Raw genomic sequence first — 26,327 nt, 5'->3', positions numbered from 1 at the left:
TCGTGATCACCCGATCGAGCGGGGGAGGCCCAGGCTCAGGGCGAGGATCGTGGCGGAGCCGGCGGTCTGGAGGGCCAGCACGACGGCGAGGGCGGGGAGGGCGCCGAGGGTGGGGGCGAGGGAGAGGTAGAGGGTGCCGAGGGTGGCGACGCCGAGGGCAAGGCTGGACTGCTGGGCGGTCGCGAGGACGCCGCTGCCGGTGCCGGCCCGGGTGGTGGGGACCTTGGTGAGGACGACCCGGAAGAGGGGAGTGCCGATCAGGCCCTGGCCGATGCCGGCGAGGGCGACGCCGGGGAGCATGCGCAGGGGGGAGAGGCCGAGGGTGAGGGCGGTCAGCAGGAGGGTGGTCAGGCCCAGGGCCTGGACGGCGGCGCCGGTGGTGATGACGCGGCTGCCGTACCGGCCGATCAGGCGGGGCGAGGCGAGCGAGGCGGTGAAGTAGCCGACCGCCATCGGGACCAGGGCCCAGCCCGCCGCCACCGGGTCGAGGTGGAGGGACTGCTGGAGCAGGACGGCCACCACGAACATGAAGCCGCCGAAGCCGGTGAAGTAGGGGAGCGCGATGCCGAGCCCGCGCCGCATCTCGGGGATCCGCAGCAGGGAGAGGGGAAGGAGCGGATCGCCGCCCCGCGCCTCCAGGCGGTGTTCGGTGCGGAGGAAGGCGAACAGCAGGAAGGGGAAGGACCCGAGCGCCAGCCAGGACCAGAGCGGCCAGCCGAGCGCGCGGCCCTCCATCAGCGGGACGAAGAGCGAGAGCAGCGAGAGGGAGAGCAGCAGGGTGCCGGGCAGGTCGATCCGGGCGGCCCGCTCGGCCCGGTTCTCCGGGACGTGACGCAGCGCCAGCAGGGCGGTTGCCACGGCGAACGGGACGTTCAGCAGGAAGACCGAGCGCCAGCCGGTGCCGAGCACGTCGGCCGAGACCAGGAAGCCGCCGAGCACCTGGCCGATCACCACCGAGATCCCGCCGACCGCGCCGTAGACGGAGAGCGCCCTGGCCCGCCGGGCGCCGTCGGTGGCGGCGGTGATGGTGGCCAGCACCTGGGGGAGCAGCACCGCGGCCGCCGCCCCCTGGAGCACCCGGCCCGCCACCAGCGCCCAGGCCGACGGGGCGACGCCGCACAGCAGCGAGGCCAGCGCGAAGCCGAGCGACCCGCCGACGAACAGCCGCCGCCTGCCGAGCGCGTCGCCGAGCCGGCCGCCGAGCACCAGCAGGACGGCGAAGGCGATGCCGTATCCGGCGGCGATGAGTTCCAGCACGGCCGGCCCGGCCGAGAGGTCGTGCTCGATGGTGGGGAGCGCGACGTTGACGATGAAGAAGTCGAGCATCGGGAGGAAGGCGCCGAGCAGGACGGTGGCCAGCCCGGCGGTGGAGAGGCCGGGGCGGCCGGTGGGCCGGACGGCGGTGAGCTGCTGGGGGTGGGTCAGTTGCTGGGTCACGTCGACCAGCCTGGCCGGGCCGTCAGCCTGGTACCAGATGCTTCTTGTCCTGGTACCAGGACCACCTGGCAACGGGATCCCCCAGCGGCCATCCTGGTACCCATGACCACCACCGCAACCGCCCGCACCGAGCTGGCCGCCTTCCTGCGCAGCCGCCGGGAGCGGATCGCCCCCGAGCAGGTCGGCCTCCCGGCCGTCGGCCGCCGCCGCACGCCCGGCCTGCGCCGGGAGGAGGTCGCGCAGCTCTCCGCGGTGGGGGTCACCTGGTACACGTGGCTGGAGCAGGGGAGGGACATCCAGGTCTCGGGGCAGGTGCTGGACGCGGTGGCCCGGGCGCTGATGCTGGACCGCAGCGAGCGGGCCCACCTGTTCGCGCTGGCCGGCGGCGAGGACCCGGTGGCGCAGCCGGTCTGCCACATGGTGACCCCGGCGGTGCAGCTGCTGCTGGACCGGGTGGACCCGTACCCGGCCGCGGTGGTGAACAGCCGGTACGACGTGCTGGCGTACAACCGCGCGTACACCTGGCTGGCGGGGGACCTGGAGGCGCTGCCGTTCGAGGAGCGGAACCTGATGTGGCTGGCCTTCACCGACAGCGTCTTCGGCTCCCGGCTGGTGGACCGCCGCACCGACGCCCGGTCGATGGTGGCCCGCTTCCGCGCGGCGATGGCCGACCACACGGCCGAGCCGGCCTGGAAGGCGCTGCTGCACCGGCTGCGCACGGCCTCGCCGGAGTTCGAGGAGCTCTGGCAGCGGCACGAGGTCTCCGCGCCGGGCAACGGGGAGAAGCGCTTCCTGCTCCCGGAGGAGGGGCTGCTCTCCTTCACCTACACCAGCCTCTGGCTCGGCCCGCGCCCCAGCACCCGGATGGTGACGTACACGCCGCTGGACGAGGAGACGGCCGCCAGGCTCGACCGGATGGGCGCTGCGCCGAGTGGGGGACAATGGGAAGTCCCGTCCGCCGAGCCCCGAGGAACCGTCGCGCCATGACCACCACTCCCGCTCCCGAGTTCAAGCCCCTGGACATCGGGCCGCTCCAGGTCTGGCCGCCCGTGGTGCTGGCACCGATGGCGGGGATCACCAACGCCCCGTTCCGCACCCTCTGCCGGGAGCAGAGCGGCGGCAAGGGCCTGTACGTCAGCGAGATGATCACCACCCGGGCGCTGGTCGAGCGCAACGCCAAGACCATGCAGCTGATCCACTTCGACCCGAGCGAGAAGCCGCGCTCGATCCAGCTCTACGGGGTGGACCCGGAGACGGTGGGCCGGGCGGCCAAGATGATCTCGGCCGAGGGCCTGGCCGACCACATCGACCTCAACTTCGGCTGCCCGGTGCCCAAGGTGACCCGCAAGGGCGGCGGTTCGGCGCTGCCGTACAAGCGGAACCTGCTGCGCGAGATCCTCCAGCAGGCGGTGGCCAACGCGGGCGACCTGCCGGTGACCATGAAGATGCGCAAGGGCATCGACGACGACCACCTCACCTACCTGGACGCCGGCCGGATCGGTGCCGAGGAGGGCGTCGCGGCGATCGCGCTGCACGGCCGCACGGCCGCCCAGCACTACGGCGGCACCGCCGACTGGTCGGCCATCGCCCGGCTGCGCGAGTCGGTGCCGGACGAGGTGCCGGTGCTCGGGAACGGGGACATCTGGTCGGCCGAGGACGCCGTTCGGATGATGCGGGAGACCGGCTGCGACGGCGTGGTGGTCGGCCGCGGCTGCCTGGGCCGGCCGTGGCTGTTCAAGGAGCTGGTCTCGATCTTCGAGGGCGAGGTGGACCGGGCCCGCCCGGCCTTCGCCGACGTGGCCCGGGCGATGGTCCGGCACGCCGAGCTGCTGGGCGAGTGGATGGGGGACGAGGCGCGCGGCGTGGTCGACTTCCGCAAGCACGTCGCCTGGTACACCAAGGGCTTCTCGGTCGGCTCGGAGCTGCGGGTGAAGCTCGCGATGTCGAGTTCACTGGCCGAACTCACCGAGACCCTCGCCCAGGTGGAGCAGAGCCAGCTCTGGCCGGAGAGCGCGGACGGACCGCGCGGACGGACCAGCGGCAACAACCGCGTGGTGCTGCCCGAGGGCTGGTTGGACGATCCGTACGACTGCGCCCTGCCCTCCGCGGACGCCGAATCGGACACCTCTGGCGGATGAGCACTACAGGGTGGCCAAATTAGCCACCCTGGTGCACAGGCCGAGGCGGACGAGCCCTCTTGGACATCCTGGCCAAGAGGGCTCCTTTGCGGCTGATTTCCGTGACGGTACGCACGGAGTGGTCGACGCAAGGTGACGAAGTATCCGATCGGAGTACGCCTGATGGCTGAGATGCGCCCGTGACGCTGGCCACATACGGTGGCCACTGACGGTCAGTCAGGGCGCCGGAAGGGCTCCGAGGAGGTGGATCGCTTCCCGAAGGGCCCGGGTGCCGGAACCGCCCGACTGGCCACAGGAAATCAAACCGGGGCAACATCGTGGGCGATCCGCCGCTACGCTCCGTCCGGTTCAGGTGATCTTCGCGTTTCCTTGCCTTCAAGACTTGAACGCAGGCTAGCGTCAGCCGGACGATTTCAGCAACAGAGGTGAACGCCCGACCGGGCATTCGATCTGTCGGGTCGTCAGGCTTTGGCAGGATCGGAGGGCCTATCGACGGCGCGAAACCGCCTTCGAAATGGGTATGTTCTCCGGCGTCAGGGCAACCGTGTGCGAGGAGACCGACCCGTGCCGTCGCAGCAGAAGTTCGTTTACTCCTTCACCGAAGGAAACAAGGACCTCAAGGACCTTCTCGGTGGCAAGGGTGCAAACCTCGCCGAGATGACCAACCTGGGCCTTCCCGTCCCTCCGGGGTTCACCATCACCACCGAGGCCTGCAAGGTCTTCCTGGAGACCGGGAGCGAGCCCACCTCGCTGCACGAGGAGATCACCGCCCACCTGGAGGCCCTCGAGGCCGAGATGGGCAAGAAGCTGGGCGAGTCCGACCACCCCCTCCTGGTCTCGGTCCGCTCCGGTGCCAAGTTCTCCATGCCCGGCATGATGGACACCGTCCTGAACATCGGCCTCTCCGACGTCTCCGTACTCGGCCTGGCCGCGCAGTCCGGCAACGAGCGCTTCGCCTGGGACTCCTACCGCCGCCTGGTCCAGATGTTCGGCAAGACCGTGCTGGGCGTCGAGGGCGAGCTGTTCGAGGAGGCCCTGGACGAGGCCAAGCACGCCAAGGGCACCCAGGACGACCTCGACCTCACCGCCGAGGACCTCAAGGCCCTGGTCGAGACCTTCAAGGGCATCGTGCTCCGGGAGACCGGCCGGGAGTTCCCGCAGGACCCGCGCGAGCAGATGGACCTGGCGATCCACGCCGTCTTCCACTCCTGGAACGGCGACCGCGCCCGCCTGTACCGCCGGCAGGAGCGCATCCCGAACGACCTGGGCACCGCGGTCAACGTCTGCTCGATGGTCTTCGGCAACCTCGGCGAGGACTCGGGCACCGGTGTCGCCTTCACCCGCGACCCCTCCACCGGTGCGGTCGGCGTCTACGGCGACTACCTCTCCAACGCGCAGGGCGAGGACGTGGTGGCGGGCATCCGCAACACCCTCCCGCTCTCCGACCTGGAGGGGCTCGACAAGAAGTCGTACGACGAGCTGATGGCGATCATGCAGAAGCTCGAGAACCACTACCGCGACCTCTGCGACATCGAGTTCACCATCGAGCGCGGCAAGCTCTGGATGCTGCAGACCCGGGTCGGCAAGCGCACCGCCGCGGCCGCCTTCCGGATCGCCGTCCAGCTGGTCGACCAGGGCCTGATCGACCTGGACGAGGCGCTGCACCGGGTGAACGGCGCCCAGCTCTCCCAGCTGATGTTCCCCCGCTTCGCCCCCAACGCCGAGTCCAAGCAGGTCGCCTGGGGCATCGCCGCCTCGCCCGGCGCCGCGGTCGGCAAGGTGGTCTTCGACTCCTACACCGCCGTCAAGTGGTCCCGCTCCGGCGAGAAGGTCATCCTGGTCCGCCGGGAGACCAACCCGGACGACCTCGAGGGCATGATCGCGGCCGAGGGCATCCTGACCTCGCGCGGCGGCAAGACCTCGCACGCGGCCGTGGTGGCCCGCGGCATGGGCAAGACCTGTGTCTGCGGTGCCGAGGAGCTGGAGGTCGACACCAAGCGCCGCCGGATGGTCACCTCGGACGGCCTGGTGATCGAGGAGGGCGACCTGGTCTCGATCGACGGCGCCAACGGCCGGGTCTACCTCGGCGAGGTCCCGGTGCTCCCCTCCCCGGTGGTGGAGTACTTCGAGGGCACCCTGCACGCCGGTGCCGACGTCCAGGGCGGCCTGGTCCAGGCCGTGCACCGCCTGATGTCGCACGCCGACGTCCGCCGCCGGCTCGCCGTCCGCGCCAACGCCGACAACGCCGAGGACGCGAACCGCGCCCGCCGCTACGGCGCCCAGGGCATCGGCCTGTGCCGCACCGAGCACATGTTCCTCGGTGAGGAGCGCCGCAAGGAGGTCGAGCACCTGATCCTCGCGGACAACGACAAGGACCGCGAGCTCGCGCTCTCCACCCTGATGCCGCTGCAGAAGGGCGACTTCCTGGAGCTCTTCCAGTCGATGGACGGGCTCCCGGTGACGGTCCGTCTGCTGGACCCGCCGCTGCACGAGTTCCTCCCCGACATCACCGAGCTGTCGGTGCGCGTCGCCCTCGCCGAGGCCCGCAAGGACCCGAACGAGAACGACCTGCGCCTGCTCCAGGCCGTGCACAAGCTGCACGAGCAGAACCCGATGCTGGGTCTGCGCGGCGTCCGCCTCGGCCTGGTCATCCCCGGCCTGTTCGGCATGCAGGTCCGGGCGATCGCCGAGGCCGCCGCCGAGCGCAAGCTGGCCGGCGGGGACCCGCGCCCCGAGGTGATGATCCCGCTGGTGGGCACCGTCCAGGAGCTGGAGCTGGTCCGGGACGAGTGCGAGCGGGTGCTCGCCGAGGTCTCCTCCTCCACCGGCGTGGCGCTGGACATCAAGCTGGGCACCATGATCGAGCTGCCCCGCGCCGCCCTGACGGCAGGTCAGATCGCCGAGGCCGCGGAGTTCTTCTCCTTCGGCACCAACGACCTGACCCAGACCGTCTGGGGCTTCTCCCGGGACGACGTGGAGGCCTCGTTCTTCACCGCGTACCTGGAGAAGGGCATCTTCGGCGTCAGCCCGTTCGAGACCATCGACCGCGACGGCGTCGGCTCGCTGGTCCGCTCCGCGGTCGAGGCCGGCCGGGCCACCCGCCCGGACCTCAAGCTCGGCGTCTGCGGCGAGCACGGCGGTGACCCGGACTCGGTGCACTTCTTCCACGAGGTGGGCCTGGACTACGTGTCCTGCTCCCCCTTCCGGATTCCGGTGGCGCGCCTGGAGGCAGGCCGCGCCGCCCTCGAGACGGCGGGCAGCGATTCGCGCTGACACGAAGCAGCGCGGTCCCATCGCTGACCGCAACCCCTCCACTCCGACCAAGTTATGGAGGGGCGCACGGCGGAGCTCGGCGCAGGAGAGCCGCCGTGTGTAACAGCTGGGCCCGGTACGGACAATGGCGTCCGTACCGGGCCCAGCGGCGTTTTGCGGCCCGCCGGGTGAGGTGCCCCCGGCAAGCTGGGCCCATGAAGCACCGTCACCACCTGCTGTCCGTCGCCCTGCTGCTCGCCCTCACCGCCTGCGGCGGCGGCAAGCCGGGGACCGCGCCCGCGAGCAGCCCGTCGGCGAGCAGCCCGTCCGCGAGCAGCCCGTCCGCGGGCAGCCCGTCGGCGAGCGGCCCGTCCGCCACCCGTACGTCGTCCCCCGCGGGCGCCCCCTCCGCGAGCCGCACCCCCTCCGCGAGCCCGGCCGGCTGGGTGCCGACCAGTGCCGCGTACCCGGACGTCTGCCGGTCGGCGCTGCCGCAGCAGGCCCGCGACACCCTGGGGCTGATCGCCAAGGGCGGGCCGTACCCGTACCGGAGCGACGGCATCGTCTTCGAGAACCGGGAGGGGCGGCTGCCGCGGGAGAAGAGCGGCTACTACCACGAGTACACCGTGATCACCCCGGGCGCGCCGACCCGCGGGGCCCGACGGATCGTCACCGGTGAGGCCGGGCAGCAGTACTGGACCGAGGACCACTACGGCTCCTTCTCCGAGGTCGACTCCCGCTGCTGAGTGGCGCGAAAGTACTTTCCAATCGGGAAAGTAGATGCCATCATGGAAGCAGTTGCCGAACCAAGGGGGAACCATGGACAGCTCGCTCACGCCCGCCGAAGCGCTCGACCTCGCCAACCGCGCCACCGCCGCGGCCTCCCGCCCGCTGCCGCCGCCCGGCTGGTACGGGCCCGCGATCGGGGCGGTCTTCCTGGTCCAGGGCGTGCTGGTCGGGGCCGGCATCCAGTTCGACCTGGAGTGGCTGCAGATCCTCGGCTGCGCCATCGCCGGCCCCACCGTCGGCGCGCTGGCCGGGGCGGCCGCCCGGCTGCAGAAGGTGGTCAACCGGCCCTCGCCGGCCGCCGCCAAGGTGGCCGTGCTGGCCGTCCTGCTGATCGCCGTCGCCGAGCTCGGCCTCGGCGCGCTGGGCTGGTGGGCCGGGGCGCCGATGCTGCTGGTCGGCCTGGTGGCGGGCGCGGCGGGCGGGGCGGTGTTCTGGCTGATGCTGCGCCGGGTCGCCCGGCAGATGCGCGGCGCGGAGCCGGAGGACGTCCGGTGACCGGGCTCGACCCCCAGCTGAACAACCCGACCAGGCTGACCGTGCTGGCCTTCCTGAGCGGGTGCCAGGAAGCGGAGTTCGGCGCCGTCCGGGACTACGCGCAGGTCTCCGACTCGGTGCTCAGCAAGACCGCCGCCGCCCTGGAGGAGTCCGGGTACGTGCGGGTGAAGAAGGGGTACGTCGGCAAGCGCCCGCGCACCTGGCTGGCCGCCACCAAGGAGGGCCGGGCCGCGCTGACCGCCCATCTGACGGCGCTTCAGCAACTGGCGGCCGCCGCGGAGGCCGCCGGATCGACCGGCTAGAGTCCCCCTCGCAAGATCGTTTGCATGAACGAGGGGGAAACATGCGACTGCGTCGCACCATGACCACTGCCGCCGCCCTGGCCCTGGGCGTCTCGCTGCTCGGCGCGCCGGGGGCACTGGCCGGCGCCACCGTGCCGCCGGCCAACGACGAGGTGGGGCTCACCGCCACCTTCAACACTCCGAACGGTTCCGCCACCGCGCAGAACGCCATCCGGGACCACCTGGTCTCGCTGATCCAGCGCACCCCGGCCGGGGAGGAGATCAAGGGCAGCGTCTTCCTGTTCACCGACGACGTGGTCCGCAACGCGCTGCTGGACGCCAAGGCGCGCGGTGTGAAGGTCAAGCTGATCCTGGACGAGGAGTCCGACAACACCGACGGCGGCGGGGAGTTCGAGCACCTGCGGGACGGGGTCAAGGACGCCGCGGGGAACGTGGTCAAGGCCGGTCTCGGCTCGGACGTCTTCACCGCCGACTCCTGGGTGATGACCTGCCCGAAGGGCCGGGGCTGCATCGGCAGCCGTGACCTGGACGGTACCGGGGCCGCCCACGCCATCAACCACAACAAGTTCTTCCTGTTCTCCAGGGTCGGGCTCACCCCGAACGTGGTGTTCCAGAGCTCGGCCAACCTGACCACCACGCAGCGGGTGGACTACTACAACAACGCCGTCACCGTCCCGGACGCCGGCCTCCACAAGAACTACGCCGAGTACTTCGAGGACCTGAAGTTCCACGGCGGCACCACCAGCGACGGGCTCGACCACTACTACCGGACCGCCGACAGCACCACCGGCCCGTACAAGACCTACTTCTTCCCGCGCAAGGAGCGGACCGGGCAGCCGGTCAACGACCCGGACACCGACACCGTCATCTCGCTGATCTCCAACCTGGACTGCTCCGACGGCGCGGGCAGGATCCGGGTGGCGATGTTCGCCTTCACCCGGGACGAGGTCGCCGCCGCGCTGGTGAAGAAGAAGCAGGAGAAGTGCCGGGTCGAGGTGCTGGCCACCGACGAGGTGGACGCCAAGACCGGCAAGCGGACCCTGGACACCGATGTCCGGCAGGTGCTGGACGAGGGCGGCCTGGACCGGTTCTCGGCCTGCACCGGCACCGCGACCGACAGCAAGGGCGTGGTCCGGCCGATCGGCATCCACTCCAAGTACATGCTGATCGAGGGCCGTTACCTGGACGCTCCCGGCCAGAAGATCGTCTTCACCGGCAGCCACAACTACACCGTCCCGAACCTGCGGGCCAACGACGAGACCCTGCTCAAGGTCCGCAACGCGATGGTGCACGACGCCTTCGTGGCCAACTTCGAGGCGATGAAGGCCGACGCCACCATGTGCCGGGTCTGACACTCCGTCAACCGGCACTTTGCCCTGACCGCCGGGGGCGGGGAGGATCGGCCCATGGCTACCTTCTCCGCCCCCGACGGCACCCTGCTGACCTACCACCGCGAGGGCTCCGGCGCCCCGCTGCTCTGCCTGCCCGGCGGCCCGATGCGCGACTCCGCCTGCCTCGGTGACCTCGGCGGCCTGGCCGCCCACCGCACCCTGCACCGCCTCGACCTGCGCGGCACCGGCGACTCCGCCGAGCCCGCGGACCCGGAGACCTACCGGGTCGACCACCAGGTCGAGGACGTCGAGGCGTTCCGGGTCGCGCTCGGGCTGGAGCGGGTGGACCTGCTGGCGCACTCGGCCGGCTCCGACCTGGCCGTGCTCTACGCCGCCCGGTACCCGGAGCGGATCGCCCGTCTGGTGCTGGTCACCCCGGCGGCCGCCGCCGTCGACGTGCCGTTCACGGTGGAGGACCGCACCCGGGCGGCCGCGCAGCTGGCGGACGAGCCCTGGTACCCGCAGGCCGCCGCGGCGCTGGAGGCCACCAAGCGCGGGGTCTTCGACTTCGAGGCCTTCGCCCCGCTGATCTACGGCCGTTGGGGCGTGGCCGAGCAGGAGCACGTGGCCGAGCGGGCCGGCCAGACCCACCCCGAGGCCGCGCAGTACTACTACCAGGAGGAGGCCTTCGACCCGGCCGCCACCCGGGCCGCCCTGGCCTCGCTCGAAGCGCCGGTGCTGGTGGTGGCGGGCGAGTTCGACGGCGGGCCGAGCCCGGCCCGGGCCGCCGAGATCACCGCCGCCTTCCCCAAGGGCGAGCACGTGGTGCTGCCCGGCGTCGGCCACTTCCCGTGGATCGGCGAGCCGGCCCCCTTCCTGGCGGCCGTCCGCGAATTCCTGGACCGCTGAGGCCGCGGACTGGCACCATCGGGGGCAATGACCCCCTCCTACGACGCTCTGCTGGGCCTCAGCACGGGCGACTCCTTCGGCGCCCAGTTCTTCGTCCCCGACAACCGCCACCACCTGACCGAGCGTCAACTCCCGCCGGGCCCCTGGCCCTGGACGGACGACACCGAGATGGCCTGCTCGGTGCACGCGGCCCTGAGCGAGCGGGGTGGGGTCGACACCTTCGACCTCACCCACGCCTTCGCCCGCCGCCACGACTTCGACCGCGGTTACGGCCCGGCCGCCAACCGCCTGCTCCGCCTGGTCCGCGAGGGCGGCGACGCCCGGGAGCTGGCCGCCGCCCTGTTCGACGGCCAGGGCTCGTACGGCAACGGCGCCGCGATGCGGGTCGCCCCGCTGGGCGCCGCGTACGCCGCCGACCCGGCGCTGGCGGTGGAGCCCGCCACCGCGACCGCTGTGATCACCCACACCCACCCGCAGGCCGTGGCCGGGGCGGTGGCCGTCGCGGTGGCGGCCGCGTACGCCGTCCGGGCCCGGACCGGACCGACCACGCCCGAGCGTTTCCTGCGGGACGTGCTGGCGCTCACCCCGGACGGTGCGGTGCGGCGCGGGATCGCCGAGGCCGTCACCCTGCTGGGCGAGCCCGACCACCGGACGGCCGCCCGGCTGCTCGGCAACGGCCGGCTGGTGAGCGCCGCCGACACCGTCCCGTTCGCGCTCTGGGCCGCCGCCCGCAACCTCGGTGACTACCCGTCAGCCCTCTGGGAGACCGTCTCGGCCGGGGGCGACGTGGACACCACCGCCGCGATCGTCGGCGGCGTGGTCGCCGCGCACACCGGGGCCGCGGGCATCCCGGCCGAGTGGCTGGCCGCCGCCGAACCCCTGCCGGACTGGGCCTTCCCCGCACCGGGCAGCGTGGCCGGTCCGCGCGGCGAGGCGATCCTGCGGCCGGAGCCCGTGCCGGTGCCCGAACTGCACTGGACGGACCGGGACTGGCAGCGCGTCCGGCACGGCCTGCGGCCCCGGACGATGGAGGACAGGTGGCTCGGCTTCACCGAGGAGGGCGTGCTGCACCTGCGGCGGAGCTGGACCGGGCACGGGATCTTCGCCGTCCGGGTGCGGCCCGTCCGGGGCGGCGGCTGGCGGCCCGAGTCGGCCGTCGCGGAGTCGGAGCCGGGCCGGTTCGGCCTGCCGGGCCCGGGCCGGGCGGAGCTGCTGGCCACCCTCCTGCGCGGGCTGTGAAACGAGGTGCGGGCGGGGGAGGCCCGGTCGTACGCTGCGCCGCATGGCTCATCTACGCTCCGTCAACCTCGCCCGCCCGCGCCCCAACCCGGCCAAGCCGGACACCGCGGGGACCGGCATCGACAAGCGCCCCACCGACCTCCCCGTCCTGGTCACCGCCCCCGGTGCGGGCGGCTCCGGCCTGGCCGGGGACATGATCTTCGACACAGCCCACCACGGCGGCGCCGACCAGGCCGTCTACGCCTACGCCGGGGAGACCCTGGACGTCTGGGCCGCCGAGCTTGGCCGGGAGCTCCCCGACGGCTCCTTCGGCGAGAACCTGACGACCGGCGGACTGGACGTCGACGGCGCCCTGATCGGCGAGCGCTGGCGGGTCGGCGAGCGGCTGCTGCTGGAGGTGACGGTGCCCCGGGTGCCCTGCTCCACCTTCGCCGACTGGCTGGAGGAGCAGCGCTGGGTGAAGCGCTTCACCCAGCGCGCGCTGCCCGGGGCCTACCTGCGGGTGCTGGAGCCGGGAGAGGTCCGGGCCGGGGACGCGATCACGGTCGAGTACCGCCCGGCGCACGACCTGACCGTGGCCGAGACCTTCCGCGCGCTGACCACCGAACCGGACCTGCTGCCCCGTCTGGTGGACGTCGAGGAGCTCCCCGCGCAGACCCGCGAGCGCGTCCGGGCCCGGCTCGCGGCCCGCTAGGGGACCCACCCGAGGAGAGGGGCCCCCGGGGCCGCGAGCCGACGGCCCGTCAGGCCGAGAGCAGCGTCGTGCCGGCGCCGAGGCACTCCTGCGGGAGTGCCCGGTCCGGTGCGCTCGGCGAGGTGGCGGCGGCGATCCGCAGCTCGATGATGTCCCGCACGGCGGGCCACTCCTCGTCCAGGATCGAGTAGAAGGCGGTCGAGCGGACCACGCCGTCCAGGCCGCGCGAGTGCGCGCGCCGCACGCCCTCGCAGGTCGCGCCGAGGCGTTCGATCGCCGTGCGCGAGCGCAGGTTCCGGGCGTCGGCCCGCAGTGAGATCCGCTGCACGCCCCAGTGCTCGAAGGCGTGACGGAGCATCAGCAGCTTGGCCTCGGTGTTGATCCCGGTGCCCTGGGCCTTGGCGGAGAGCCAGGTGGCGCCGATCTCGGCGGCGTCCGGCACGGCGTGCAGCGGATCGCCGACCGGCACGCCCGGGGTGGGCGGCCAGACCACCGGGCCCTGCCAGTAGTCGAGCTCCTGGAACCGGGTCGAGCCCACCACCCGGTTGTCCGCCACCGCGACCGTGGCGAACGGCACCGAGCGGCCGGCCGCCTGGTCGGCCAGGGCGCGCGCGATGTACTCCCGGGCGGCTTCGAGGCCGTGCGGGACAGGAGTGAAGGCGTAGGTCGTACGGTCCTCAGCGCCGGCTTCGGCGAGTGCCTCGGCGTGGTGCTCGGCGAGGGGCTCCAGCCGCACGGTGCGGCCGATGAGGGTGACGGGTACGGGCACGGAACCTTCGGTCCTTCGGCTGTCGTAGGGGCCCGGGCACCGTGGTGCGGCACTCGGGCGGGACGTTTCGCCCCGGAACTCCGGGCCCGTCGGTCACACCTGCGGAGGCCGGGAACGCCGGCGGTGGTGCGTGCAGGGGTGGCGACGGCCCGCATCCGGGCAGCGCGGTGCCGGAACGGACTCGGATCAACGGACCGGTCCGGCGGGGATGAGCGAGGGGACAGTGTGCGTCCGCGAGATGGCCGAGAGGGTTGAGAGTGCGCGAAGAGAAACAGGCGGCCAAGTGAAGGCAAGGTGCAGTGGGGGTGTCTGCCCGCAGCGTATCCGGGCCGGACCGACGGCGTGACAGACGACCGTGGCGACGACGCGGCGATGCGAGGCAGCGAGAGGACGATACCCGCCCGGAGCCAATGCGTCACTTCACGGCGCGTCATCCGTGGCGCGTGCTGTCAGGTCGCCCGCCGTACTCCATCCGCCGGGCGCCCCGGCACGCCTCCCACCTGCGATTTCGTGCCGAGGTGCGATGATTCTGACGTGTTCGCCCCGCACGGGGGCCGGGGGGTCGGCAGAGTGGGAATGCCGGGGCCGCCGGGTGTGCTGGACTGAGCGAGTAGACGTGAGCGACGAGACGAACGGGGTTGGGTGCGCGGTGCGGGATCCCAAGGAGCTGTACACGCTGGAGCAGCAGGGCGTGGACGCGCTGGCCGCCGCCGGTGCCGCCGCAGGCCCGGACGGTGTCGGGCTGGTGCTGCTGTACCACTTCGAGGGCTTCATGGACGCCGGTGAGGCCGGCGGCCAGGTGGTCACCCACCTGCTGGAGCAGGGCTCCCCGCAGGTGGTCGCCCGCTTCGACCACGACCGCCTGGTGGACTACCGGGCGCGCCGCCCCGCGATGACCTTCGACCGCGAGAAGTGGACCGACTACGACCCGCCGGAGCTGCTGCTCCAGCTGGTCCACGACTCCGTCGGCACCCCCTTCCTGCTGCTCACCGGCCCCGAGCCGGACACCGAGTGGGAGCTCTTCGCCGCCGCCGTCCGGGAGTTGGCGGTCCGCTTCGAGGTGCGCCTGGCGGTCGACTTCCACGGCATCCCGATGGGCGTGCCGCACACCCGTCCGGTCGGCCTCACCCCGCACGGGAACAGGCTGGACCTGGCCGCCGGGTACCCGAAGTGGTTCGACCAGGCCCAGGTCCCGGGCAGCGCCCAGGCGCTGGTGGAGTACCGGCTGGCCGAGGCCGGCCAGGAGGTGCTCGGCTTCGCGGTGCACGTGCCGCACTACGTGGCCCGCTCGCCCTACCCGGCGGCGGCCGTGCTGATCCTGGAGGCGGTGCAGTCCGCCACCGGCCTGGTGCTCCCCGGCACCGAGCTGCGGGACCGGGTCGGCGAGGTCTACGCCGACATCGAGGAGCAGCTCTCCCAGGGGGACGGCGAACTCGCCGCGGCCATCCGGGGGATGGAGAGCCAGTACGACGCGGTGGCCGGGGCGGAGGGCCGGGACAGCCTGCTCGCCGAGCCGGCCGACCTGCCCTCGGCGGACGAACTCGGCCGCCGGTTCGAGGAGTTCCTCGCCGAGCACGAGCGCGGCGGGGAGTAGCGGCTTGCGGCACAGGTGGCCGGGGCTGCTGCTGGCCCCCGTACTGCTGGCCGGCTGCACCGCGGCGGGCGGCGGCACCCCCTCCGCGGAGGGCACCGCGGCCGCCCTGCCCCCGGCCCCGGTGGGGCGGTACGTGGCGCTGGGGGACTCGTACACCTCCGGCCTCGGCGTGCCGCCGCAGGGCGGTGACCCGGCCGGGTGCTTCCGCTCCGGGGTGAACTACCCGGCGCTGGTGGCGAAGGAGCTGGGGGCGGCCGAGTTCGCCGACGTCAGCTGCAGCTCGGCCCGGACACCGGACCTGACGGCGCCCCAGAAGGTGAAGGGCGGGGTCAACCCGGCGCAGTTCGACGCGCTCTCGCCCGGGACGGAGCTGGTCACCCTGGGGATCGGGGCCAACGACGCCGGCTTCATGGACGTGCTGACCCGCTGCGGCGTGGCCAGCTTCACCGGCCGGGGCTGCCGGGCCGAGTTCACCGCCAAGGGCGGGGCGGACGAGGTCTCCGGGCGGATCGCGGCGGCCGGGCAGAAGTTCGGCACCGCGCTGGCCGAGCTGAAGCGGCGGGCGCCGCAGGCCCGGGTGCTGGTGGTCGGGTACCCGGAGCTGTTCCCGCCCGATCCGGCGGCCTGCGCGGCGACCCTCCCGGGGGTGGCGGCCGCGGACGTGGCGTACCTCACGGAGAAGCAGCGGGAGCTGGCGGCCGAGCTGCGCCGCCGCACCGAGGCGGGCGGGGCGTCCTACGTCCCCACCTCGGTGGCCGGGCGCGACATGTGCGCGGGGCCGGCGGCCCGCTGGGTGGAACCGCTGGACCCGGCCGGCGACCTCTCCCCGCTCCACCCCAACGCGGCGGGCGAGCGGGGCATGGCCGACGCGGTGCTCGCCGCCGTGCGCTGAGCCCGCGCTCCGCCGCCGGGGTACCCGGGCGTGGGGCCGGTGGCCGCAGATCAGGGCTGTGACTGCGGCCACCGGGGTTCCTGAGGGCGGGTCAGACGACCCGGGCGGGGTGGACGGGGACGGTGACGGCGTCGTCGTCCAGGCACTCGCCGGTGGTGAGGTCGAAGCGCTGCTTCAGGAGCGGCGAGGCGACGTAGACCCGGCCCTCCGGGGTGGAGCCCAGCAGGCCGCGGGAGAGCACGTAGGCGCCGGTGAACGGGTCGCGGTTGGCGATCGCGAAGACCCGGTCCTGACGGTCCGTGAAGACGGCGGCCTGGCTGCCGTCGGGGAGCAGGACGGCGACGCCGCGGCCGGGGGTGAGGCGGGAGCGGTCGCAGACCGGGACCCAGCCGTCGGCGGTGCGCAGTTCGACCCTGGCGGTGGCGAGGGCGGTGGTCATCGGACCTCCAGCAGGTCGGCGGAGAGCTTGGCGAGCAGCTGCTCCGGGGTGGCGAGGATCTCCAGGTCGGGCTTGACCTGGTCGCGTTCGGCGGTGAACCGCACGCTCGGGTCGGGCACGCCGGGGGCGTTCACGAAGGAGACGAAGCGGGAGAGCCGCTCCGGGTCGGCCAGGGTGGCGGCCCACTCGTCCTGGTAGTCGGCGACGTGGTGGGCCATCAGCGCCTCCAGGTCGGCCGCGATGCCGAGCGAGTCGTGCACCACCACGTCGCGGACGTGGTCGAGGCCGCCCTCGATCCGGTCCAGCCAGGTGGAGGTGCGCTCCAGCCGGTCGGCGGTGCGGATGTAGAACATCAGGAAGCGGTCGACGTAGCGGATCAGGGTCTCGTCGTCGAGGTCCTGGGCCAGCAGGTCGGCGTGGCGGGGGACCGCGCCGCCGTTGCCGCCGACGTAGAGGTTCCAGCCGTTGGCGGTGGCGATCACGCCGAAGTCCTTGCCCTGGGCCTCGGCGCACTCGCGGGCGCAGCCGGAGACCCCGGACTTGAACTTGTGCGGGGAGCGCAGGCCCCGGTAGCGCAGCTCCAGCTGGATCGCCATGCCCACCGAGTCCTGCACGCCGTAGCGGCACCAGGTGGAGCCGACGCAGGACTTCACGGTGCGCAGGGACTTCCCGTACGCGTGGCCGGACTCGAAGCCGGCCGCCACCAGGCGGTGCCAGATCTCTGGCAGCTGGTCCACCCGGGCGCCGAACATGTCGATCCGCTGGCCGCCGGTGATCTTGGTGTAGAGCCCGAAGTCCCGGGCCACCTCGCCGATCACGATCAGCTTCTCGGGGGTGATCTCGCCGCCGGGGATGCGCGGGACGATCGAGTAGGAGCCGTTCTTCTGCAGGTTGGCCAGGAAGTGGTCGTTGGTGTCCTGGAGGGCGGCCTGCTCGCCGTCCAGCACGTAGCCGGAGGCGGCCAGCTCGGGGGCCAGGGTGGCGATGATCGAGGCCACCGTGGGCTTGCAGACCTCGCAGCCCTCACCGTCCGTCAGGCGGCCGTGCTCGGCCAGCAGCTGACGGTGGGTCGGGATCCGCTTGACCCGGACGATCTCGTACAGCTCGGCGCGGGTGTGGGCGAAGCAGGGGCACAGGCCCTTGTCGACCACCACGCCGGAGGCCTCCAGCTCGTCGTTGACGAGGGTGCCGAGCAGCTTGACGCAGGAGCCGCAGCCGGTGCCCGCCTTGGTGCACTTCTTCACCTCGGGCACGGTGGTGCACCGGTGCTCCGTCACTGCGGCCCGGACGGTGCCCTTGGTGACGTTGTGGCAGCTGCAGACCACCGCGTCGTCCGGCAGCGCCGAGCTGCCGAGCTGGACCGGGGCGCCGAGGCCGGCCGGGAGGACCAGCGACTCGGCGGGGACGGGCAGCGGGTTGCCGGTGCCGGCCAGCGGGCGGAGCGAGGAGTACGCCTCGGCGTCGCCGACCAGGATGCCGCCGAGCAGGGCGCCCTCGGGGGTGACCACCAGCTTCTTGTAGATGCCGGAGCGGGAGTCGGAGTAGACCACGTCCAGTGCGCCGGGGGTGGTGCCGAAGGCGTCGCCGAAGCTGGCCACGTCCACCCCGAGCAGCTTGAGCTTGGTGGAGAGGTCGGCGCCGGTGAACTCCTTCGCCGCCTGCCCGGCCAACTGCTGCGCCACGCTGGTGGCCATCTCGTAGCCGGGGGCGACCAGGCCGTAGACCCGGCCGTCCACCGCGAGGGCGCACTCGCCGATCGCGTAGACGTGCTCGTCGGAGGTGCGGCAGAGGGCGTCCACCGCGATGCCGCCGCGCTCACCGACGTCGAGGCCGCAGTCCCGGGCCAGCTGGTCGCGGGGGCGCACGCCCGCCGAGAAGACCACCAGGTCGGTGGCGATGGACGAGCCGTCGGTGAAGGTCATCCCGCTGGCGGCACCGTCGGTGGCCAGGATCGCGCTGGTGCCGACGCCGGTGTGCACCGTGACGCCCATCTCCTCGATGGTGCGGCGCAGCGCCTCGCCGCCGCCCTCGTCCACCTGGACGGGCATCAGGCGCGGGGCGAACTCCACCACGTGGGTCTCCAGGCCCAGGCCCTTGAGCGCCCCGGCCGCCTCCAGGCCGAGCAGACCGCCGCCGACCACCGCGCCGACCTTGGAACCGGCCGCGTAGGCCTCGATGGCGTGCAGGTCCTCGATGGTGCGGTAGACGAAGCAGCCCTCGGAGTCCTTGCCCGCCACCGGCGGCACGAAGGGGTAGGAGCCGGTGGCCAGCACCAGGGTGTCGTACGCGACGGTGTGGCCGGCGGCGGTGGTGACCGTCCGCGCGGCGCGGTCGACCGCGGTGACCGGGGAGTCCAGGTGGACCTCGAAGCCGTGGGCGTCGAGGAAGCCGGGCTCGCCGAGCAGCAGGTCCTCCGGGGTCTTCCCGGCGAAGTACGAGGTCAGGGCGACCCGGTCGTAGGCGGGGCGGGGCTCCTCGGCGAGCACGACGACCCGGAAGCGGTCGGCGGCGCCGGTGTCGGCCAGGGCTTCCAGGAAGCGGTGGCCGACCATGCCGTACCCGACCAGGACGACGGTCGGCTTGGTGGAGGCCGGCTGGGTGGTGGTCATCGGGAGGTCCCTCCGTCGTTCGTGCCCCGGGAGCTGTGGACGCTCTGGGTGGTGAGCAGGTGGAGCGGGTGCGCGGAGAGGGCCTCGTCGCCCTCCCAGGTATCGGCCAGGCTGCCGACGGTGTCGAGGTCGCCCAGCAGGACGCCGCCGACCAGGCGGTCGCCGTCCTCGCCGGGGCGGACGATCACCTTGCGGTAGCTGCCGCGGCCGGAGTCGGTGAGCCGGACGACGTGGTCGTCCGGGCCGGGGGTGGTGGTGCCGAAGGCGGCCAGGTCGAGCGGGCGGCGGTCCGGCGGGGCCGCCAGGGTGAGGCGGGTGAGCAGGCGGCTGCCCCGGTAGCGGGCCTCCCGGCCGGTCAGCACTTTCGCGAGGACGTCGGCCTGCTCCAGGGCGGGGCCGGCCAGGCCGTAGACGGTGGCGTCGTGTTCGGCGCAGTCGCCCACGGCGTGGACGTGCGGGTCGTCGGTGCGCAGCCGGTCGTCGACCACGACGCCCTGACGGACGGTCAGCCCGGCGGCCCGGGCCAGGCCGGTGCGGGGCGCGACGCCGGTGGCCAGCACCAGCAGCCCGGCGTCCAGGCGGTAGCCGTCGGCCAGCTCGACGCCGGTGACGGTGCGGTCCCGGGTGAGGACCGAGCGGACCCGGCACTCGGTGTGCACCTCGACGCCCAGCTCGGTCAGGTGCCCGCGGAGCAGCCCGGCCGCCTCGGGGTCGAGGTGACGCTCCAGCAGGTGTTCGCCCTGGTGGGCCAGCACCACCTGGACGCCGCGGGCGGCCAGCGCCCGGGCCGCGCTCACCCCGAGCAGGCCGCCGCCGACCACCACCGCCTGGGCGGTGCCGGGCAGGTGGGCCTCGATCTCGGCGCAGTCCGCCATGGTCCGGAAGGCGAACACCCCGGCCGGCAGCTCGTGCTGCTCCCGGCCGGTCCGCGAGTCGTCGAACAGGCCGCGCAGCGGCGGCAGCACCGGGTTGCTCCCGGTGGCCAGCACCAGCGTGCCGTAGCCGAGTTCGGCCCCGTCGTCGCAGAGCACCCGGCGCTGGGCCCGGTCGATCCGCACCACCCGGGCCCGGTGCCGCCGGGCCTGCGGCGGCAGCTCCGCCAGTTCGGCCAGCTCCGGCGCGTACCGCCCGGCCAGCACCTCGGCGAGCAGCACCCGGTTGTACGGGCGGTGCTCCTCCTCGCCGACCAGCAGCAGCTCGCGGCCGGCGTCGTGCGCGGCGAGCTGCTGGGCCAGCCGGTGGCCGGCCATCCCGCCGCCGACCACGACCACGCGGTTCTCGGTTGCCGTCATGCCGACGAGCTTGATTCGCGGGTGTTTCCCGGTGGGACCGGCGTTGTTTCGCGGCCGGAACTTCGGCCTCAGCGGGAGCGGGGCGCTGATGTGAGCCCTTGATGGACAGGATGCTGTCAATATGACAGGATGCTGTCGATAGAGGGATTCGAGGAGGAGCCATGCAGCACCGCACCGTGCACCTTGCCGTCTACGACACGCTCGCCGACTGGGAGTACGGCTACGCCGTCGCCCACCTGCGCAGCGGGATGGCCCACCGGTCGTCCGCCGGCTCCGTCGGGATCCGTACGGTCGGGGTCGGCGAGGCCGTCACCATGGGCGGCCTGCGGGTGCTGCCCGAGCTCGCGCTGGACGAACTGACGCCGGAGGAGAGCGCGCTGCTCATCCTGCCGGGAGCCGAACTCTGGGATGCCGGTGACGAGTTGGCGCCGTTCGCGGAGAAGGCGGCGGAGTTCGTGGCGGCCGGGGTGCCGGTGGCCGCGATCTGCGGGGCGACGGCCGGGCTGGCCCGGCGGGGGCTGCTGGACGGGCGGGCGCACACCTCGGCGGCGGCCGGGTACCTGGGCTTCCAGCCCGGCTACCAGGGGAGTGCGGGCTACCGGGAGGCGGAGGCCGTCACCTCCGAGGACGGGCTGCTGATCACCGCCGGGCCGACCGAGCCGGTGGCCTTCGCACGTGAGGTGCTGGGGCGGCTGGACGTGATGGAGCCGGAGGTGCTGGACGCCTGGTACCGGCTGTTCCGCCACTCCGACCCGAGCGCCTACGGGGTGCTGGAAGCGGCGGCCCAGCGGTGAGCGAACTCCCTTCGGCCGCTTCGTCGTTGAGCCGGTCGGCGCTGGCAGTCTTCCGGCTGAACGGCCAGTTCCTGGGGGTGGCGGACGAGTTGGCCGCCCCGGCCGGGCTGACGGCGGCCTGGTGGCAGGTGCTCGGCGCGGTGCTGACCGAGCCGCTGCCGGTGGCCGGCATCGCCCGCGCGATGGGCATCACCCGGCAGAGCGTCCAGCGGATCGCCGACCTCCTGGTGGGGAAGGGCCTGGCCGAGTACCGGCCCAACCCCGCGCACCGCCGCGCCAAGCTGCTCGCCCCCACCGAGGCCGGCTACGCGGCCGTCGCCCGGATCACCCCGGGGCATGCCGTGGTCGCCGCCGGGCTGGCCGAACGGCTGGGCGGGGAGGCGGAGTTCGCGGTGGTGGCGGAGGTGCTGGAGCGGCTCGTCCGGGCGCTGGAAGGGCTGGAGGCGGGCGGCCCGGGTTTGGTGGGTGGCCCGGGTCCGGTGGGTGGCTCCGGTCAGACGGGGGAGCGGAAGGACTGACGGTAGGCGAGCGGGGCCACGCCGATGGTGGCGGCCAGGTGCTGGCGCAGCGACACGGCGGTCCCGAAGCCGGAGCGGTGGGCGACCTCGTCCACCGGGAGGTCGGTGGTCTCCAGCAGTCGCCGGGCGTGGTCCACCCGCCGGTGGATCAGCCACTGGCCCGGCGGGAGGCCGGTCTCGTCCTTGAAGCGGCGGCAGAAGGTGCGCACGCTCATCCGGGCGTGGGCCGCCAACTCCGCCAGCGGGAGCGGCTGGTGGAGGTTGGCCAGGGCCCAGGCGCGGGTGGCCGCGGTACTCGCCTCCGCCGGCTCGGGCACCGGCCGCTCGATGTACTGGGCCTGGCCGCCCTCCCGCCACGGCGGCACCACGCAGAGCCGGGCCACCCGGTTGGCCACCTCGGAGCCGTGGTCGCGCCGGATCAGGTGCAGGCAGAGGTCGATCCCGGCCGCCGATCCGGCCGCGGTGAGCACCTCGCCGTTGTCGACGAAGAGCACGTCCGCGTCCACCCGCACCCGGGGGTAGGCCCGCTGGAAGTCGCCGGCGTCGGTCCAGTGGGTGGTGGCGGACCGGTCGTCCAGCAGCCCGGCGGCGGCCAGCACGTAGGAGGCGGTGCAGATCGAGACGATCCGCGCCCCGGGGCGGAGCAGGCCCAGGGCCCGTGCCAACTCCTTCGGCAGCCAGTCCTGTTCGCCGTCCGTGTCGCAGGTGAACGGCGGGATCACCAGGGTGTCGGCGGTCGCGATCACCTCGGCCCCGTGCGGTACCCGCACCGTGAAGTCGGCCTCGGTGCGGATCGGGCCGCCGTCCAGCGAGCAGGTGACCACCTCGTACAGGGGAGTGCCGTCCGGGCCCTCGGCCACGCCGAAGATGCGGTTGGGGATGGCGAGTTCGAAGGGGTAGACGCCGTCCAGGGCGAGCGTGACCACACGGTGCATGGCGAGATCCTTTCAGATATCGGCAATCTTGCCACTCGTCCGGGCGGGGTGGAACGGGGGATCTTGGTGTCGGCGGCCGGACCGGCCGCGAACACCCCTTCCCACCAGGAGAGATGACGATGCGTGCGATCACCCAGGACGAGTTCGGCGGCCCCGAGGTGCTCAAGGTCGTGGAGGTGGAGCGGCCGGAGCCCGGCGTGGCCGAGGTGCTGGTCCGGGTGCTCGCCACCTCGGTCAACCCGACCGACGTCTGGCACCGGAGCAGCGGCGGCCTAGCCGGCCGGATCGTCCCGCTGGGCTGGGACGTCTCCGGCGTGGTCGAGGCGGTCGGCATCGGCGTCACCACGCTGGCCGTCGGCGACGAGGTCTTCGGCATGCCGCGCCACCCCGCCCCGGCCGGCACGTACGCCGAGTACGTCACCGTCCCGGCCCGCCACCTGGTGCGCAAGCCGGGCGCGCTGACGCACGTCCAGGCGGCGGCCGTCCCGCTGGTCGGCATGACGGCCTGGCAGGCCGTGGTGGACACCGCCGAAGTCCTGCCCGGGCAGCGGGTGTTGGTGCACGCCGCGGCGGGCGGGGTCGGCCACCTCGCGGTGCAGATCGCCAAGGCCCGGGGCGCGTACGTGATCGGCACCGCCCGGGCCGCCAAGCACGACTTCGTGCGCGGGCTCGGCGCGGACGAGCTGGTGGACTACACCGCCGTGGACTTCGAGAAGGCGGTGGAGCCGGTGGACGTGGTCGTCGACCCGGTCGGCGGGGAGTACGGGCCGCGCTCGCTGGAGGTGCTGCGACCGGGCGGCATCCTGGTCTCGCTGGCCTCCCCGGCCGAGCAGTACCTCGCCGAGCGGGCCGCCGCGCGCGGCCTGCGGGCCGGCTTCATGGCGGTGGAGGCCGACCAGGCGGGCCTGCGGGAGCTGGCCGCACTGGCCGGGGCCGGGCTGCTGCGGCCCTCGGTGAGCACCGAACTCCCGCTGGAGCGCGTCGCCGAGGCCCACGCCCTCAGCCAGACCGGACGGACCGCCGGCAAGATCGTGCTCACCGTCGGCCCCCGGGCCTAGCCTTCGCGGTATGACGACGCTGCTGGACGGACTGGACGACCTCCCGTGGGCGGGCATGCGGGTGCCCGGGCCCGGCCACGACGCCGGGAACATCCCGGTCGCGCTCCGGGCGATGGAGGCGGGGGAGGAGGGCACCACCGACATCTGGGGCGCGGCGGCGGACGCCGCGCACGAGTGCTACGACGTCGCCTCCAACCGCTACTTCGAGGCGGCCGAGCACCTGGTGCCGTTCCTCACGGCGCTCTGCGCCTCGCCCACCGTCGAGGCGGCCGTCGAGGCCGCCGGCGTGCTCTACGACCTGGCCTTCGCCGAGCCCGACGACTCGGAGGCGGCGGCGGGGAACACCGGGATGCTGGAGCGCGTCCGGGGCCTGCTGCTGACGGGGCGTCCGGGCTACTACGCGATGCTCGACCGGCCGGAGCCGGCCGTGCGGCGGGCCGGCTGGGAGCTGCTCTACGCCATCGACTGCGGGGCACCGCACCACGCGGCGGCACTCGAGCGGGCCTGGCTGACCGAGACCGACGAGGAGACCCGCCGGATGGTGGAGCACCACCGCGAATCCCTGGTGGTGGACGAGGACGAGCCGATGTTCGGCGCGCACGTCCCGCTGTAGCGGTTCCCCGCAGGGGTCACTCCGGCTTCTCCAGGCGGACGGCGCAGACCTTGAACTCGGGCATCCGCGACGTCGGGTCCAGGGCCGGGTTGGTGTGGACGTTGGCGTTGCCCTCGCCGGGCCAGTGGAAGGGCATGAAGACGGTGTCGGGCCGGATGGCGGTGGTGAGCCGGGCGGGGGTGACGGTCCGGCCGCGGCGGCTCACCACCACGACCGGCTCGTCCTCCTGGATGCCCAGGCGGTCGGCGAGACGGGGGTGCAGTTCGACGAAGGGGGTGGGGGCGGCGGCGGTGAGGGCGGCCACCCGGCGGGTCTGGGCGCCGGACTGGTAGTGGGCCAGGACGCGGCCGGTGGTGAGGCGGACGGGGTACTCGGCGTCCGGCTCCTCCGCCGCCGGGCGGTGCTGCACCGCGGCGAACCGGGCCCGCCCGTCCGGGGTGGCGAAGCGGTCCAGGAACAGCCGTGGCGTGCCGGGGTGCCCGGGGTCGGGGCAGGGCCAGAAGACGCCGTCCTCGGCCGCGATCCGGGAGTAGCTGATGCCGGAGTAGTCGGCGACCCCGCCGGCCGAGGCGCGCCGCAGTTCGTCGAAGACCTTCTCCGGTTCGGTGGGGAAGCCCTCGCCGTGGCCGAGCCGGGCCGCCAGGCCGTGCAGCACGTCCAGGTCGCTGCGCACGCCGTCCGGGGCGTCGACGGCCTTGCGCCGCAGGATGACCCGGCCCTCCAGGTTGGTCATGGTGCCGGTCTCCTCGGCCCACTGGGTGACCGGCAGCACCACGTCCGCCAGTGCGGCGGTCTCGGAGAGCACCACGTCGCTGACGGCCAGGAAGTCCAGCGAGCGCAGCCGTTCCGTCACGTGGGCCGAACGCGGTGCCGACACCACGGGGTTGGACCCGGCCACCAGCAGGGCGCGCACCTCCCCGCCGAGCGAGTCCAGCAGCTCGTACGCGCTGCGTCCGGGGGCGGGCAGGGTGTCGGGGTGCACGCCCCAGACGGCGGCGACGTGGGCCCGGGCCGCCGGGTCGTCCAACTTCCGGTAGCCGGGCAGCTGGTCGGCCTTCTGGCCGTGCTCGCGGCCGCCCTGGCCGTTGCCCTGGCCGGTGAGGCAGCCGTAACCCGCGTACGGGCGGCCCGCGTTGCCGGTGGCCAGGCAGAGGTCGATCCAGGCGCCGACGGTGTCCACGCCCTTGGCGTGCTGCTCGGGGCCGCGGGCGGTGAGCACCATGGCCCGCTCGGCCTCGCAGAACAGCCGTACGGCCTCCCGGAGTTGGGGCACGGGGACGCCGGTGACGGACTCCACGTGCTCCGGCCAGTGGGCCATCGCGGCGGCCCGGGCCTGCGGCCAGCCGGTGGTCCGCCCGGCGATGAAGGCCTCGTCGGTGCGGCCGTCCGCGATCACCAGGTGCAGCAGGCCGAGGGCGAGGGCCAGGTCGCCGCCGGGGCGCGGGGCCAGGTGCAGGTCGGCCAGTTCGGCGGTCCGGGTGCGGCGCGGGTCCACGACGATCAACGTGCCGCCGTTCTCCCGGAGTTCGCGCAGGTAGCGGACGAAGGGCGGCATGGTCTCGGCCGGGTTGGCGCCGACCAGGATCACGCAGCCGGTCCTCGGGATGTCCTCGACCGGGAACGGCAGCCCCCGGTCCAGCCCGAAGGCCTTCACCCCGGCGGCCGCGGCCGAGGACATGCAGAACCGGCCGTTGTAGTCGATCGCCGAGGTGCGCAGCACCACCCGGGCGAACTTGCCGAGCAGGTACGCCTTCTCGTTGGTCAGCCCGCCGCCGCCGAACACCCCGACGGCGTCCCGGCCGTGGGCCCCCGCAGTGGCCGTGACGGCGGCGGCGATGCGGTCGAGCGCCTCGTCCCAGCCGGCGGGCCGCAGCTCGCCGTCCCGGCGGACCAGTGGGGTGGTCAGCCGGGTCCCCGGGGCGAGCACGGCGGCGGCGTTCGCACCCTTGCCGCAGAGTGCCCCGAGGTTGACCGGGAAACCGGGGCGCTCGACCACTTCCACCGGCGCCGCACCGTCGTCGGTGCGCCGCAGGCCCATGCCGCACTGCAGGGCGCAGTAGGGGCAGTGGGTGTCGGTGGCTGCATCGCTCATGCCCGCCAGCCTGCGGCCGGGGTGTTTCGGCCCGGCGGCCCGTGCGTTACGGCTGCGGCTCGGCGCCCTCTCGGGGGCGGGACGGGGCACTGTGAGGTCGGGTTAACGGCGGATTGACCGGGGCGGGCCCCGCGGT

The 26,327-nt window shown here is 73.5% G+C and carries 23 protein-coding genes; 16 read left to right on the top strand and 7 right to left on the bottom strand.

Annotated elements, in window-relative coordinates; translation table 11 throughout:
* Positions 1–6: 6 nt before the first annotated feature.
* Positions 7–1,437 (bottom strand): MFS transporter, encoded by a 1,431-nt coding sequence (locus tag ACIA8O_RS08155; protein WP_396292742.1) that lies wholly within the window; start codon positions 1,435–1,437, stop codon positions 7–9.
* Between the two features lie 102 nt (positions 1,438–1,539).
* Between ACIA8O_RS08155 and ACIA8O_RS08150 the strand changes: the two genes are divergently transcribed.
* The 10 genes from ACIA8O_RS08150 to ACIA8O_RS08105 all read left to right on the top strand — a co-directional run bounded on the left by ACIA8O_RS08150 (position 1,540) and on the right by ACIA8O_RS08105 (position 12,586).
* The gene (locus ACIA8O_RS08150; protein WP_396292741.1) at positions 1,540–2,424 is read left to right on the top strand and encodes a helix-turn-helix transcriptional regulator; all 885 of its coding nucleotides are present in this window, start codon (positions 1,540–1,542) and stop codon (positions 2,422–2,424) included.
* Entirely contained in the window at positions 2,421–3,575 is a 1,155-nt protein-coding gene (gene dusB, locus ACIA8O_RS08145) for a tRNA dihydrouridine synthase DusB (protein ID WP_396292740.1), read from the top strand. The genes ACIA8O_RS08150 and dusB overlap by 4 nt, the downstream gene beginning before the upstream one ends.
* Before the next feature lie 564 nt (positions 3,576–4,139).
* Positions 4,140–6,848: a pyruvate, phosphate dikinase gene (ppdK, locus tag ACIA8O_RS08140; RefSeq protein ID WP_396292739.1), complete on the top strand. Its 2,709-nt coding sequence runs from the start codon at positions 4,140–4,142 to the stop codon at positions 6,846–6,848.
* A gap of 194 nt (positions 6,849–7,042) precedes the next feature.
* A complete protein-coding gene (locus ACIA8O_RS08135; RefSeq protein ID WP_396292738.1) occupies positions 7,043–7,573 on the top strand; it encodes a ribonuclease domain-containing protein in 531 nt (176 codons plus the stop codon).
* Between the two features lie 73 nt (positions 7,574–7,646).
* Positions 7,647–8,111, top strand: a complete 465-nt coding sequence (locus ACIA8O_RS08130) for a hypothetical protein (RefSeq protein WP_396292737.1) — start codon at positions 7,647–7,649, stop codon at positions 8,109–8,111.
* Complete coding sequence (locus ACIA8O_RS08125; RefSeq protein WP_396292736.1) at positions 8,108–8,413, top strand: transcriptional regulator; 306 nt, start codon at positions 8,108–8,110, stop codon at positions 8,411–8,413. Before ACIA8O_RS08130 ends, ACIA8O_RS08125 begins: the two co-directional genes overlap by 4 nt.
* Before the next feature lie 41 nt (positions 8,414–8,454).
* A complete protein-coding gene (locus ACIA8O_RS08120; protein WP_396292735.1) occupies positions 8,455–9,765 on the top strand; it encodes a phospholipase D-like domain-containing protein in 1,311 nt (436 codons plus the stop codon).
* A 54-nt stretch (positions 9,766–9,819) separates the two neighbouring features.
* Complete coding sequence (locus tag ACIA8O_RS08115; protein WP_396292734.1) at positions 9,820–10,653, top strand: alpha/beta fold hydrolase; 834 nt, start codon at positions 9,820–9,822, stop codon at positions 10,651–10,653.
* Positions 10,654–10,680: 27 nt separating this feature from the next.
* Positions 10,681–11,892, top strand: coding sequence for an ADP-ribosylglycohydrolase family protein (locus tag ACIA8O_RS08110; RefSeq protein ID WP_396292733.1), 1,212 nt, complete (start codon positions 10,681–10,683; stop codon positions 11,890–11,892).
* A gap of 43 nt (positions 11,893–11,935) precedes the next feature.
* Complete coding sequence (locus ACIA8O_RS08105) at positions 11,936–12,586, top strand: MOSC domain-containing protein (protein WP_396292732.1); 651 nt, start codon at positions 11,936–11,938, stop codon at positions 12,584–12,586.
* A 49-nt stretch (positions 12,587–12,635) separates the two neighbouring features.
* On the opposite strand, the gene ACIA8O_RS08100 is transcribed toward ACIA8O_RS08105, so the two are convergent.
* On the bottom strand, positions 12,636–13,355 hold the full coding sequence (locus ACIA8O_RS08100) for a GNAT family N-acetyltransferase (protein WP_396292731.1): 720 nt from the start codon (positions 13,353–13,355) through the stop codon (positions 12,636–12,638).
* A 649-nt stretch (positions 13,356–14,004) separates the two neighbouring features.
* Between ACIA8O_RS08100 and ACIA8O_RS08095 the strand changes: the two genes are divergently transcribed.
* Together ACIA8O_RS08095 and ACIA8O_RS08090 are read left to right on the top strand one after the other, a co-directional pair.
* Positions 14,005–14,949: a PAC2 family protein gene (locus ACIA8O_RS08095; RefSeq protein WP_396292730.1), complete on the top strand. Its 945-nt coding sequence runs from the start codon at positions 14,005–14,007 to the stop codon at positions 14,947–14,949.
* Positions 14,950–14,953: 4 nt separating this feature from the next.
* Complete coding sequence (locus tag ACIA8O_RS08090; protein WP_396292729.1) at positions 14,954–15,841, top strand: SGNH/GDSL hydrolase family protein; 888 nt, start codon at positions 14,954–14,956, stop codon at positions 15,839–15,841.
* Positions 15,842–15,932: 91 nt separating this feature from the next.
* On the opposite strand, the gene nirD is transcribed toward ACIA8O_RS08090, so the two are convergent.
* Genes nirD through ACIA8O_RS08075 form a run of 3 tightly spaced genes read right to left on the bottom strand, consistent with a single transcriptional unit; the run spans position 15,933 to position 20,181 of the window.
* Positions 15,933–16,280 carry a nitrite reductase small subunit NirD gene (gene nirD, locus ACIA8O_RS08085; protein ID WP_396292728.1) on the bottom strand — a complete coding sequence of 116 codons (348 nt, stop codon included), beginning with the start codon at positions 16,278–16,280 and terminating at the stop codon, positions 15,933–15,935.
* Positions 16,277–18,889 carry a nitrite reductase large subunit NirB gene (gene nirB, locus ACIA8O_RS08080; protein WP_396292727.1) on the bottom strand — a complete coding sequence of 871 codons (2,613 nt, stop codon included), beginning with the start codon at positions 18,887–18,889 and terminating at the stop codon, positions 16,277–16,279. The genes nirD and nirB overlap by 4 nt, the downstream gene beginning before the upstream one ends.
* Positions 18,886–20,181: an NAD(P)/FAD-dependent oxidoreductase gene (locus ACIA8O_RS08075; protein WP_396292726.1), complete on the bottom strand. Its 1,296-nt coding sequence runs from the start codon at positions 20,179–20,181 to the stop codon at positions 18,886–18,888. The genes nirB and ACIA8O_RS08075 overlap by 4 nt, the downstream gene beginning before the upstream one ends.
* A gap of 161 nt (positions 20,182–20,342) precedes the next feature.
* Here ACIA8O_RS08075 and ACIA8O_RS08070 point away from each other — a divergent pair, with 161 nt between their 5' ends.
* Entirely contained in the window at positions 20,343–20,975 is a 633-nt protein-coding gene (locus ACIA8O_RS08070) for a DJ-1/PfpI family protein (protein ID WP_396292725.1), read from the top strand.
* Positions 20,972–21,493 carry a MarR family winged helix-turn-helix transcriptional regulator gene (locus ACIA8O_RS08065; RefSeq protein ID WP_396292724.1) on the top strand — a complete coding sequence of 174 codons (522 nt, stop codon included), beginning with the start codon at positions 20,972–20,974 and terminating at the stop codon, positions 21,491–21,493. The genes ACIA8O_RS08070 and ACIA8O_RS08065 overlap by 4 nt, the downstream gene beginning before the upstream one ends.
* Here the strand turns inward: ACIA8O_RS08065 and ACIA8O_RS08060 are convergent.
* Positions 21,469–22,428, bottom strand: a complete 960-nt coding sequence (locus ACIA8O_RS08060; protein ID WP_396292723.1) for a GlxA family transcriptional regulator — start codon at positions 22,426–22,428, stop codon at positions 21,469–21,471. The two genes, ACIA8O_RS08065 and ACIA8O_RS08060, sit on opposite strands and share 25 nt — an antisense overlap.
* Before the next feature lie 119 nt (positions 22,429–22,547).
* Between ACIA8O_RS08060 and ACIA8O_RS08055 the strand changes: the two genes are divergently transcribed.
* Positions 22,548–23,486, top strand: coding sequence for an NADP-dependent oxidoreductase (locus ACIA8O_RS08055; RefSeq protein ID WP_396292722.1), 939 nt, complete (start codon positions 22,548–22,550; stop codon positions 23,484–23,486).
* A 10-nt stretch (positions 23,487–23,496) separates the two neighbouring features.
* Positions 23,497–24,099 carry a hypothetical protein gene (locus ACIA8O_RS08050; protein ID WP_396292721.1) on the top strand — a complete coding sequence of 201 codons (603 nt, stop codon included), beginning with the start codon at positions 23,497–23,499 and terminating at the stop codon, positions 24,097–24,099.
* Between the two features lie 16 nt (positions 24,100–24,115).
* On the opposite strand, the gene ACIA8O_RS08045 is transcribed toward ACIA8O_RS08050, so the two are convergent.
* Positions 24,116–26,191 (bottom strand): molybdopterin oxidoreductase family protein, encoded by a 2,076-nt coding sequence (locus ACIA8O_RS08045; protein ID WP_396292720.1) that lies wholly within the window; start codon positions 26,189–26,191, stop codon positions 24,116–24,118.
* Positions 26,192–26,327 lie beyond the last annotated feature (136 nt).

The organism is Kitasatospora sp. NPDC051853, assembly GCF_044452665.1.
Taxonomy (GTDB): domain Bacteria; phylum Actinomycetota; class Actinomycetes; order Streptomycetales; family Streptomycetaceae; genus Kitasatospora.
The sequence above is the reverse complement of the archived record's forward strand: the minus strand, read 5'-3'. Positions and strand labels throughout refer to the sequence as shown.